This window comes from Pseudoalteromonas sp. NZS11_1 (genome assembly GCF_015864275.1).
Classification (GTDB): Bacteria; Pseudomonadota; Gammaproteobacteria; order Enterobacterales; family Alteromonadaceae; genus Pseudoalteromonas; species Pseudoalteromonas arctica.
The window spans coordinates 81,285-92,745 of sequence record NZ_JADYXK010000016.1 but is presented as its reverse complement, the minus strand read 5'-3'; the positions used below and the strand labels follow the sequence as shown (position 1 = coordinate 92,745).

Below are 11,461 nucleotides of genomic sequence, written 5' to 3'. Positions count from 1 at the left end.
CAAATCAATTGATAATGTGCTAATTTTCATGACGGACGTTCCCTTTTAACTGAGTGAGTTCAATTACCAGTTTGGCGCATTGACGCCGTTTTGGGGAGCGTCCATCTCATCACCCATCCTAAATTTTGCACTTTTCGAAGTTAGAGGTCACCCTTTATTTAGTGCAAAAAACAAGCAGGGTGTCACATGGCAATTGCAATAAAGCGTCAAGTAAGTTTGGTTGATACAAAATATTATCACTGTATTTCGCGTTGCGTGCGCCGTGCATTTTTATGTGGTGAAGACCACTTTACAGGTCAATCTTACGAGCACCCCAGAGGCTGGGTTGAAGTTAAGCTGCTTGAGTTATAAGGTATTTTGTATTGATATATGTGCTTATACCGTTATGGGTAATCATACGCACTTAGTGCTGTATGGCGTATGTCGATTTAAACCCAATTAGAGCTAAAATGGCTAACACGCCTGAGGAATCAGACCACACCAGCGTTAAACAGCGACTAACATATGCAAAAGAAGGCAAACAACCAAAACAACTACTGCGCTTTGCAGGCATGCCACGTCAGATAATGCCAAAAGGACTCCCGTTTGAGCTTAAATCGTACCTTGAACTTGTTGAATTAACAGGGCGCTGTATACGAGAGGGTAAACGTGGTTATATTGAAAGTACACACTTACCCTTACTCGAAAGAGTTCATATTTCCCCCGAAAACTGGTTAAAGCTTACAACCCAATTTACGCGCGTATTTCATGGCGCAGTAGGCAGGCCAGCCTCACAAGCAAGTTATTGTGAAAACTTAAAGCGAAAGCGGCGAGCGAATATCAGTAACTGCGAAAAACTACTGGCATAAAATTTAAACTACTCAGTAAAACTATTCAGTAATAAATCACAACTGCATTATGCAGTTATTTTCATGCGCTTAATTTAGGTTTAAGCGTGATAATGAGTTATTTTATGGATGAAAGGTAAGTAACCGAGTAGTAAAAGATAAATTCTTAACCTAAAAAGTGAATCTAGCCTAGATTGACTTTATTTATTTGGAGTGGCTGTCTGGTTTAATAATCTATACTAATAATCTATACAGATTTAGTATTTTTTGATTACTGGACTTCCCATAGTTTGCTAGACACCCAATAAGTTACATTGTAACTTCTAATAAGAGGTGTTTTATGAGCAAAGGCAAACGGTATACCCAAGAGTTTAAAGAAGCGGCTGTTAAACAAATTACTGAGCGTGGATATTCAGTTGCAGAAGTCGCTGAGCGATTAGATATTTGCACCAAAACGTTATATCACTGGCGGAGTCAGTTATCAGATAAACCTAAATCCGTTCAATCATCCGATGAAAAATTGAAGATCGCTAAATTAGAGGCACAATTGAAACGTGTCACGGAGGAACGGGATATTTTAAAAAAGGCCGCAAGGTACTTTGCCAGCAACCCCGAGTAAAGTACGGCTTCATTCGTGATCACCAAGATGAATTTTCTATCACAACGATGTGCCGCCTTTTTAAACTGCATCGCAGTGGTTTTTATGCGTGGTTAAAAAAGCCCTTAAGCAATAGAGCGCTTGAAGATAATCGCTTGTTGAAGCTCATTAAAGAGTTTTATGTAGCCAGTGGCGGCACGTATGGTAGCCCTTGGATACATGCAGACTTGCGTGAAGCCGGTGAGCAATGCAGCGTAAATCGTGTCGCTAAGATCATGCGACAACATAAGCTTAAAGCGCAAATTGGGTATAAGCGTCGCCATATTAAAGGCGGTAAGACATCGCGGATTGCAGATAACTTATTAGCGCGTCAATTTAACCCACCTGCGCCGAATCAATCATGGGTGAGCGACATAACTTACATAAGAACTTATGAAGGTTTTTTATATGTGGCAACAGTAATGGATTTATTCTCTAGGCGTATTGTGGGTTGGTCGATGGATAAAAATATGGATAAGCACCTTGTTATAAACGCATTGTTGATGGCTGTATATCAACGTCAACCGAAGGCTGAGGTAATGGTGCATAGTGATCAAGGTAGTCAATACGGTAGCGCAGACTATCTCGCATTTATGAAAGAACATAATCTTGTGCCTTCGATGAGCCGCGCTGGGAACTGTCATGATAATGCGGTTGCTGAAAGCTTTTTTGCGACAATTAAAAAGCGAATAGTTAAGCGTAAGATATACTCGACACGCGAAGATGCGAAAGGTGAGATATTCAATTTTATAGAAATGTTTTACAATCCAAAAAAGCGCCACTCACATACAGGCGGTGTTTCACCTGCTAAGTTTGAAGAAGCGTATTATTCTGAATTAAAAACTGTCTAGTGAAAGCTGGGAAGTCCATACTGCCAAGTGAAAGTAAAAAGAATGTCAGTTAAGAATTGATTACACCTCAACTAAAAACCATCATACTATTATCCGTACTTCACAGATTACAGCCGTTTTTGTGGCGTTATAGAACTAAGGAAGATTTAATGTATGCGTAAGTTATTAATATATATTTTAGTCGGGTTTACTTTTCTACAGTGGTCAAATTTTGTAAATGCTACATCTTTGAATGAAGCATACAAAAATCACCAAAGTAACGTTCAAGTACAAGATTCGGGAATTGTTGTTCGTATATTAAACGATGATAATCAAGGCTCACGTCATCAAAAATTTATTCTTAAATTAAGTACAGGTATTACTATTTTAATTGCACATAATATTGACCTTGCCCCAAGAATTAATTTGATTTCAAAGGGTGATACTGTTCAATTTTACGGTGAGTATGAGTGGAATAAAAAAGGGGGCGTAGTACACTGGACTCATAAAGATCCAAATGGACATCACGTTGATGGTTGGTTAAAGCACAAAGGTAAAACGTACCAATAGCTTCATAACGGTCTCTTCAAGTAAAAGCGCAAGGAAAACGAAAAATGACAATGCAATGGATAGCGATTCTAGCGGCTTTAGGCTGGTGTTTATTACAAGTAATTACCTTGCTTATATCTTCACAATGTATTTTTTAATGATCGAGTTTCGCTCTGATAATGAGCATAAACTGTATCAAAAACTTCTATCAAACTTTATTATATATCTGTTTTACTCCCTATTTATTTTACCATTCATCTCTCTAAGTCTGTTCATATATGGTGTTATTAACATTACAGAATGGTGTGAGCTTAAGCCTGGATTGTGGGTATTTGCTGCTTGGTGGTTGGCTCTATTTGTACTTTCTTTTTCTCTATCAATGAAGAAAAAATATCGTATTTAAAGGAGTATTAATACCTGCTGTCAGAAAGTTGATAACTTAAAAAATAGCTTACTAATTAGCTATATAATGAATCATCAATAATAATCCCCACTTTAGAATGTATTCTCTACTTAATATTACCATACACATTCTCAGGATTTATTTGCATTAGTAGTGCGGGGTTATCTATCGGTTTAAACCCGTATTGCGCATAAAGGCCATGCGCATCAGAAGTAGCTAATAAAAAGCGCCTGAGCCCTTGCAGCTCAGGGTGCTCTACTATCGTTTTAATAAGTAACTTACTCAGCCCATTACCTTGCAAGTGCGGGGCAATAAATACATCTGCTAAATAAGCAAAGGTTGCTTTATCGGTCACTACTCGGGCAAATCCAACTTGCTCATTATGAGCGCTGTAAACACCAAAGCACATTGAGTTATCAATAGCTGATTGCATCACGCTTTTAGGAATGCCTTTGGCCCAATAGCTATTAGCAATAAAGTTATAAATAACGTTAAAGTTAAGTTTACTTTTGTCTGTGCTAATTGAGTAATCACTAGTGTTTACTGTCATAAGTTAGTAGTCTTTTTTACCAATGTTTTTATAGACATTTCTATAGAACGTTCCTATAGCCTATAAATAATCTTTAACGTTTTTTAGCTGTTTGTCGTGTACTCTTGAAAGTACTAATAGCGAGCAAATAGCCCCAAATAACGCCAGTCCCATATCTGATTGGGTATCCCACACGTAACCTTGCGTGCCTAAAAATGCTTCTGCGTTTTCGCCGCTTAATACTGCAACCCACCACTCTATTAATTCGTAAAACGCGCTAAATGCTAAACATACCGAAATAACAAAGGTGATTAACCAGCCTCGACCATTTACTACTTTTTTGCGCAGTAAAATTTCGCGTGCTAGTAGTGCAGGTACAAACCCTTGAAAAAAGTGCCCTACTTTATCGTAGTTATTACGCTCACTACCAAATAGGTTGTCGAAAAAAGGGACTTCGGCGTAGGTGTAATGCCCGCCAATCATCAGCACAATGCAATGCGCTAAAATAAATGTATATAAAATAGGGGTAAGTTTAAAGTGGCTATAGGTACTTGCTAGCAGCACTAAACCAATAATTGCGGGGATAACTTCAAGCAGCCATGTAAATTGATCTTTTGGGTTAATACCAGACCAAATTAATACAATAAAAAACAGGCTCAGCCATAAATACTTCATTTAGAATCCTTTTCTAAATTGATCAAATTTACGGCATTTTACGCCTTTGAAATAAACGACGCTACCTATAGTTTGTTTTTGCAGTAATGCGATTAAACAAAGTAGGAAAAAAGCGCTTAATTGTAGGCGCCCAACCACTTAAACCTTTGCCAATAATCACTTCGTCTTTTTTATTACTAATGGCACGAATCATTTTTGAAGCTGCTACGCTTACATCCATGCCATTTTCTATCGACTCTTCTGGTTTATTTTGCGCTATGCCTTGCTCGTTTAGTGAGTTATGCGCAATTGCTGTTTTAATAGAGCCTGGGCAAATTGTTAAACAATGAATATTATGTTGTGCTACTTCTGCACGTAGGCAATCCATAAAACCAACCACCGCATATTTAGAACCCGAATAACCTGTTCTAAATTTTGAACCAACTTTACCCGCCACACTACTAATAGACACAATTGAGCCACTGCGCCTTGCCACCATAGCAGGCAATACAGCTTTAGTAAGTGCAATTAAGCCAAAGTAATTAACCTCCATTAATTGGCGGTACACGTTAAAGTCGTTTTCTAAAAATAAACTGCGCTGCGATACGCCGCCGTTATTAATTAAAATATCAATTGCAGGAAGATCGTTCATTTTTGCTGTTACTGTACTCAGTACATGCTCTGGCTGAGCTAAGTCCAGCGGCACAACTAAGTGCCCTTCGCCTTTAAGCGTTGCTTTTAAATCGTTTAGTTTATCTATATTGCGCGCCGATAAAATAACGCGCGCTCCAAGCTCGGCAAATTGTATAGCAAGCTCTTTACCAATACCTGATGATGCGCCGGTGATCCACACGGTTTTATTATTATATTGCATGCGTTATCTGCCCTTTTATTGTTATTTATTAGGTTTTATAAAGGTACTTAGTAAAGTATTTTACGCCTTTGTAGGACCTGCTATTGCGTTTACTTCATCTTCTAATGTTTTGTAAAAACCCATTAAAAATAGTAGTTCAACAGTTACGTATAAAGGGCCAATAATTAAGCCAATTAGGTCATCTACAAACGCTGGTTTTTTACCTTCGTAATAGTGCCCAATAAACTGTAATACCCAGCCAAATACAAACACACCTACGCCAATACTCAACCAAGACCAAAACGCCATTGCCGCAATAGGCTGAGCACCAACAAGGAGTAAAGTGAATATCACGGCCATAATAAAGCCAAGCGAAAAGCTCAGCATAAAATAATAAACAACCGACGCTAATACAAAAAGTTGTGCGCCATCAATTACAAAGCTACCAAGGGGTATTTGAATACGCGCTAGTAAACACAACGCTGCAAATACAATGAGCGGAATACCAATAAAGTGCGTTAGTACATTACGTTTAGAACGATGATATAAACCATATTTACCAAGTTGCTGTTGAAGTGTTTTCATTGTTTTGCCTTTATTTTATATATAAAACTTACTTTAGCAAAAGTAAGCACAGCAACAATGTCAGGTATCCGACATTTTGTAAATTAAACAAATGCAGAAATTATTTTACCCAGCTCATGCTCACCTTTCATATCCGTTCGCTCGCGCCCTTTTTGATACTCTTGCTCAAGCATTTTTTGAAGTTCCTCTATTTTATCAGCAATTGCGCTAGGGTCTGCGCCCTCACTTTGCTGTTCTTTAATGAGCTCTTCTATTGTCGCTTTTAGCTCGTCTATTTTGTTTTTGTTTACACCTAAGCGCTGATAAACCAACGCTTCTTGAGCACTTTCTAAAAACGTTGGTTCTTTAGGGGCTGAGGTAATGCCTTTAGCATCACTTGTTTTTTCATTAGGGAGGGTATTAGTTGCCGCAACTTCGCTTGAACCTGCCGCTTTATTTACTGTAGGAGAGTTATAATTACTATATTGATTTTTAAAGGTTATTGTAGTCATTAGCTCAAATCCATTGTTGCGTTACATTATCTGTAGCAATTTTGGTTCCAACTAAATAAAACAGTCTCTATTTAAGCTTGTGTAGCACGCGCCTGTAACTTTTGTTTATCTAAAACAGTTATGCGTTGATACCCCAAACTAATGGCTTGTAGGCTAACAAGCTGTTGCAGTATTTGATTAATAGTTTGGCGCGTTAGGTAGGTCATATCAGCAAGTTGCTGCTGAGATAAAACAAGCGGTGTTAAGTGCTCTGTATGCTCGCTGAGCATTAAAAGTCGATTGCATACTTTTTGCTCAGCACTTAGTAATGCGTGATCTTCCATTGAGGTAAACATTAGGCGTAACTTTTGTGCCAGCAATAAACCAAACTCTTGCCAATATTGTGGCTGTTCGTTTAATAGCTGTTCAAGCTCGCGTTGGGGCACGTAAAAAAGCACAACATCAGTTTGTGCATATACATCATGAGTACGCAGGCCACCATCAAACAAGGTAACTTCGCCAAACCACAGTGATGAATCAATAAAGCTCAATACGGCTTCTTTGCCTTCGTTACTTACGCCACTAATACGCACCACGCCGCTAAGCACGGCATAAATTCCATCGTGCTTATCACCTCGCAAAAATAATGATTGCTGAGCTTTTAGCGAGAGCGTTTTGCCCTGCGTTAATAAAAAGCTTTTTAAATAAGCGCTACGGTTTTTAAACCAATGCCCTTGCTCTATTACGTTTTGCTGCTGTGGAGTCATTATTTACTGCATTTGCTTATTAAATGGCTGTTTTTCGATAACCAATTTTTTAGGGAAATTTAAATCGGTTGCTATAACAAAATCATCGTAAGGATCATTACCCGAAAACAGCTCAGTTATTAATGTATCGTTTTTATAAACATTAACGGTTACACCGCTGCCCATACCGCCTGAGTTAATAATATAATAATGATATTCGCCGTTACTAAAAAATAAAATACTCTCGCCAATACGCCCTACTTGCCTGTAGTAACTACCAAATGGAGCATCCGGTGTTGCTTCTTTTTCAAGCCCTATGTCATTAACTCTACCAAATCGATAACTAAGCGATGAGTCATCTTTTGCAACACAAATAGAAAGCACTTTATCGGTAGGTTCTAACTTGTAGGCTGTACTTTCATCTGGGTTACGCACAACTTTATGCATTTTTGCGTTAATGTAGGCTGCTTCATTACTTTTACAATGTGTTGCTAGCATACCGACCACTAAAGCGGGTTCGTTTGTTTGAGCTGCTGGAGGTGTGTTTACTTTGAGATCAGAGGGTAAGTTACTTGCATTACTATTTAGCTGAGGGCTATCTTGCATTGCCATGCTTTGATCGTCACAACCAAACAGTGCAAACAAGAAGAAAGAATAAAAGCTCGCTAAAAATTTAATGCGCATAATAAAATCCATCTATGAGAGAGCCTTTAAAATAGCGATAAAACTAGCGACCCGCAACACTCTTATGCGCAATACTTTATAAGTTTATTTTTAAACCATCTTCTGCAAAAACTACGTTACTTTTTAGTGATTTAATTAACGATTTTTTAAACAATTGCTGATTTTTTAATGACCGATTCATAAAATGAGATACCCTCTGTTTTAGGTGCCTAGAAATTTCACATTTAATAATGTGTAAATTTTCAGCAAAGGTGCCTAGGTTTAGTCACCAACGCTCTACCTACTAATTTTAGCCTGTAGTAAAAGCTGATGTTGAAACACCATAAAGTGTTTTAATAACTAAATGAATCAATAATCGGTTTTCTTATAATAAAATGTTGTTACACAACTATTTAAAACGGTTTTTTATAACCACCTGTAATTTATAATTTAAATAAATTTAAATCTAAAAAGCATACATTTTAAAAACAATTTAGTCTCATTTTATTAAAACAATAGTTGACCCTATTTAAAATTTAAACTAGCATTTCTGGAAGCGCTTCCACAAAGCTCAGTTAAATAAACTTTTATGGAAGCGCTTCCACACATTTGACAATGTTTATAACTACACAATAACAGCCCCATACAAGCTGTTAATAATAATGATAAAAGCGCGAGGGAAACCGAATGTCCAACCATATTGTAAGAAAAACAAAGATAGCGACCAGCCTATCTCTGATTTTAGGTGCATCAATCTCTTTGCCTGTATATGCACAAGAAGCAAATACAGACGTTGAAGTAATCCAAGTTACTGGTTTTAAAAGCAGTATTAAAGAGTCGACTCGTTTAAAACGCGACGCCGCAGGTGTTGTAGATGCTATATCAGCTGAAGATATTGGTAAATTCCCCGATACCAACTTAGCCGAGTCGCTACAGCGTATTACGGGTGTGTCGATTGATCGTTCAAATGGTGAAGGCTCTAAAGTAACGGTTCGTGGTTTTGGTCCCGACTACAACATGGTAACCCTAAACGGTCGTACAATGCCGGCGGCATCTTTGCCTGCAGGCGGTGGTACACCCAGCTCTCGTGCTTTTGACTTTGCAAACTTAGCGTCTGATAGCGTTAAATCAGTTGAAGTATACAAAACAGGTAAAGCAAGTATTGCATCAGGTGGTATTGGCGCAACAATTAATATTAATACGGCTCGCCCACTCGACAATCCAGGCTTTGTTTCAAGCATTGGCGTAAAAGCATTACACGACTCAACAAACCGCGTTGGTGATGACATAACACCAGAGCTTTCGGGCTTAATTAGCTGGACCGACAGTGAAGCTAAATTTGGTGCCTCGTTAACTGCAAGCATGCAACAGCGCGATAGCTCATCAACAGGTGCGTTTGTAAATCAATGGAATACATCTGCTTTTGACGGCACAATCCCACAAGCAGCAGACGATATTGTTTTAACTAATGCACCCGCTGTTGGTCAGCTTTATTCAATGCCATCAGATTTGCGCTACACCATTGCCGACAGAGAACGTACTCGTACAAACGCGCAATTAACGCTGCAGTACAGCCCAATTGACGATTTAACAGCCACGCTTGATTACACGTACTCTAAGCAAGATTTATTCGAAGCCCGTGCTGAGCAATCAATATGGATGGATAACTACAAAAGCGCGTTAACATTTGACGATAACACGGTAAAAACCCCTATTTACTACCGAGAAGAACGTCGCGATCAGCAAACACGCGATTTAGGTTTAGCGTTTCAAGAGCTAAACCAAGTTAACCAAAACGACTCTATTGGTTTAAACGTTGAATACTATTTCAATTCAGAATTGAGCTTTATGTTTGATGCGCACAATTCAAAAGCCACTAGCAAACCAGATGCACCTTACGGCAGCTGGGTAAACGCAGGCTTGGGCGCAAACGTAGTTAACGCACAAGAAGTTGATTTTAGCCGTGAGCTTCCATCAATGAGTATCGATTTTGATGATTGCCGCCGAGACAACCTAAATTGTAATAACACGTTAGATGCCTCTGATGTGGGTACGTCTATTTTAGATTCTAACTTTGCTCGCCAAGAATCTGAAATCACAGAATTTAGAATCCATGGTAAATACGAAATTGAAAACAGTGCAATTGACTTTGGTATAGAGTCTCGCTCTATGGAAAGCCATTCACTGCAATCACTTACACGTAATACAATGGGTAACTGGGGTATCGAAAACCCAGGCGAACTACCTGATGGCTACCTAAACCCAACAAACTTTTTAGCTGAGTTTGACGACTACGATACATCGGGCTCGTTCAACCAAGGTTATACCGGCAGCGCATCGCAAATTGGTTACTGGGCAGGTGAAGAGTACGGCTTTAACTTTGCAGCCGATGGCGCATTTGCAACTAACCGCACCATTGAAGAAGACATAACCGCAGCGTTTGTGCAATTTACTTACAACGGCTACATTGGCGATATGCCATACAACATTGTTATTGGCGCACGCCAAGAGTCTACCGACATTACCTCTACGGCTAATATCGACTTACCTAACGCAGTAGCATGGGAAGGTAATAACGACTTTAACGTTCGTTTTGGCTCAGATAAAGAAGATTTCACGCTTAAATCTAGCTACGATCACTTTTTACCAAGCTTTGACTTTGACATAGAAGTAATTGAAAACGTAAAAGCGCGTTTTTCTTATAGCACAACAATTGCTCGCCCAACTTACGACAACTTAAGTTCAGCAGCGACTGTTGGTGTACCAGGTGCCCCTACTCTTTTAGCGGGCTCTTCACCAGCTACAGCGTCAACAGGTAACCCTGGTTTAGTGCCGCTTGAATCAGATAATATTGATGTATCGGCTGAGTGGTACTTTGCAGAAACAAGTTATGTGTCGGTAGGTTATTACACTAAAGACATCGAAAACTTTATTGGTTTAACACCCATGACACAAAACTACTACGGATTACGTGATGCAACAGCGGGCCCTCGCGCTCAAGCTGCCATTGCTGAGCTAGAATCTCGCGGACTTGCAGTAACCGATTCAAACTTATTTCAAATGGTTGCCGCAACAGAAAACAACGTTGATTTTGACTCTATGACCTACGAAGAGTTTGAAGCCGCCTACGATGTAATTGCTAACAGCGATGACCCATTACTAGAATTTACAGCGCAAGTACCTACCAACAATAAAAATGCCACAATTGATGGTTTCGAAATTGCCTTTCAGCACTTTTTTGGTGAAAGCGGTTTTGGGGTGCAAGCAAACTACACCACTGTTAATGGCGACATAGACTTTGATGTAAACGCTGACCCTACTACTACACAATTTGCACTAGTGGGTTTAAGCGATACAGCTAACTTTATTGCAATGTACGAAAACGACGATTTTCAAGCACGTATTGCTTACAACTGGCGTGATAAGTTTTTAAATAGCGCAGCTCGATACGTAAATGAGCCAGGCTTTACTGAAGAATATTATCAAATCGACTTTAATGTTGCGTACAACTACAGCGAGCAACTATCGTTTTTTGTTGAAGGCCTTAATATTACTGAACAAAACAGCCGCGAACATGGCCGTACGTCAGTTCAATTGTGGAACCTACAACAGCTAGGTGCACGTTACAATATTGGTATGCGTTACAACTTCTAAAGGTAATACAAAGTAAAGCCGTTAGTTTTTACTAGCGGCTTTTTTGTATTTAAAACAGTAT

Annotated in this window: 10 protein-coding genes and 1 pseudogene; 4 read left to right on the top strand and 7 right to left on the bottom strand. The window is 39.0% G+C overall.

Annotated features, from left to right (window positions below; translation table 11 throughout):
* Positions 1–186 precede the first annotated feature (186 nt).
* The 3 genes and pseudogenes from I6F44_RS12580 (at position 187) to I6F44_RS12570 (ending at position 2,864) form a co-directional block, all read left to right on the top strand.
* Positions 187–848, top strand: a pseudogene (locus tag I6F44_RS12580) (hypothetical protein).
* Between the two features lie 319 nt (positions 849–1,167).
* Positions 1,168–2,315, top strand: a protein-coding gene (locus I6F44_RS12575) for an IS3 family transposase (protein WP_197173888.1) whose coding sequence is annotated in 2 segments (ribosomal slippage) — positions 1,168–1,405 and positions 1,405–2,315 — 1,149 coding nt in all. Because the reading frame shifts where the segments join, the coding sequence is not laid out codon by codon here.
* A 153-nt stretch (positions 2,316–2,468) separates the two neighbouring features.
* Positions 2,469–2,864, top strand: coding sequence for a DUF3465 domain-containing protein (locus tag I6F44_RS12570; RefSeq protein WP_197173887.1), 396 nt, complete (start codon positions 2,469–2,471; stop codon positions 2,862–2,864).
* A gap of 488 nt (positions 2,865–3,352) precedes the next feature.
* Here I6F44_RS12570 and I6F44_RS12565 read toward each other — a convergent pair whose 3' ends face one another.
* From I6F44_RS12565 to I6F44_RS12535, 7 genes are all read right to left on the bottom strand, one after another.
* Positions 3,353–3,796, bottom strand: coding sequence for a GNAT family N-acetyltransferase (locus I6F44_RS12565; RefSeq protein ID WP_197173886.1), 444 nt, complete (start codon positions 3,794–3,796; stop codon positions 3,353–3,355).
* Positions 3,797–3,856: 60 nt separating this feature from the next.
* Positions 3,857–4,450 (bottom strand): DUF2238 domain-containing protein, encoded by a 594-nt coding sequence (locus I6F44_RS12560; RefSeq protein ID WP_007375475.1) that lies wholly within the window; start codon positions 4,448–4,450, stop codon positions 3,857–3,859.
* Positions 4,451–4,511: 61 nt separating this feature from the next.
* On the bottom strand, positions 4,512–5,303 hold the full coding sequence (locus I6F44_RS12555) for an SDR family oxidoreductase (protein ID WP_197173885.1): 792 nt from the start codon (positions 5,301–5,303) through the stop codon (positions 4,512–4,514).
* A gap of 60 nt (positions 5,304–5,363) precedes the next feature.
* Positions 5,364–5,867 carry an Mpo1 family 2-hydroxy fatty acid dioxygenase gene (locus tag I6F44_RS12550; RefSeq protein ID WP_007583335.1) on the bottom strand — a complete coding sequence of 168 codons (504 nt, stop codon included), beginning with the start codon at positions 5,865–5,867 and terminating at the stop codon, positions 5,364–5,366.
* Positions 5,868–5,950: 83 nt separating this feature from the next.
* A complete protein-coding gene (locus I6F44_RS12545; RefSeq protein ID WP_197173884.1) occupies positions 5,951–6,358 on the bottom strand; it encodes a hypothetical protein in 408 nt (135 codons plus the stop codon).
* Positions 6,359–6,429: 71 nt separating this feature from the next.
* Complete coding sequence (locus I6F44_RS12540; protein ID WP_010553509.1) at positions 6,430–7,104, bottom strand: Crp/Fnr family transcriptional regulator; 675 nt, start codon at positions 7,102–7,104, stop codon at positions 6,430–6,432.
* A gap of 3 nt (positions 7,105–7,107) precedes the next feature.
* Complete coding sequence (locus I6F44_RS12535; protein ID WP_007583329.1) at positions 7,108–7,779, bottom strand: hypothetical protein; 672 nt, start codon at positions 7,777–7,779, stop codon at positions 7,108–7,110.
* A 654-nt stretch (positions 7,780–8,433) separates the two neighbouring features.
* Here I6F44_RS12535 and I6F44_RS12525 point away from each other — a divergent pair.
* Positions 8,434–11,400 (top strand): TonB-dependent receptor, encoded by a 2,967-nt coding sequence (locus I6F44_RS12525; protein ID WP_197173883.1) that lies wholly within the window; start codon positions 8,434–8,436, stop codon positions 11,398–11,400.
* Positions 11,401–11,461: the final 61 nt, after the last annotated feature.

Bases quoted from the DNA above. Each gene is read 5' to 3' on its own strand.
- I6F44_RS12545 (WP_197173884.1), bottom strand. From the start codon at position 6,358: ATGACTACAATAACCTTTAAAAATCAATATAGTAATTATAACTCTCCT.
- I6F44_RS12555 (WP_197173885.1), bottom strand. From the start codon at position 5,303: ATGCAATATAATAATAAAACCGTGTGGATCACCGGCGCATCATCAGGT.
- I6F44_RS12560 (WP_007375475.1), bottom strand. From the start codon at position 4,450: ATGAAGTATTTATGGCTGAGCCTGTTTTTTATTGTATTAATTTGGTCT.
- I6F44_RS12570 (WP_197173887.1), top strand. From the start codon at position 2,469: ATGCGTAAGTTATTAATATATATTTTAGTCGGGTTTACTTTTCTACAG.
- I6F44_RS12565 (WP_197173886.1), bottom strand. From the start codon at position 3,796: ATGACAGTAAACACTAGTGATTACTCAATTAGCACAGACAAAAGTAAA.
- I6F44_RS12550 (WP_007583335.1), bottom strand. From the start codon at position 5,867: ATGAAAACACTTCAACAGCAACTTGGTAAATATGGTTTATATCATCGT.
- I6F44_RS12535 (WP_007583329.1), bottom strand. From the start codon at position 7,779: ATGGATTTTATTATGCGCATTAAATTTTTAGCGAGCTTTTATTCTTTC.
- I6F44_RS12540 (WP_010553509.1), bottom strand. From the start codon at position 7,104: ATGACTCCACAGCAGCAAAACGTAATAGAGCAAGGGCATTGGTTTAAA.
- I6F44_RS12525 (WP_197173883.1), top strand. From the start codon at position 8,434: ATGTCCAACCATATTGTAAGAAAAACAAAGATAGCGACCAGCCTATCT.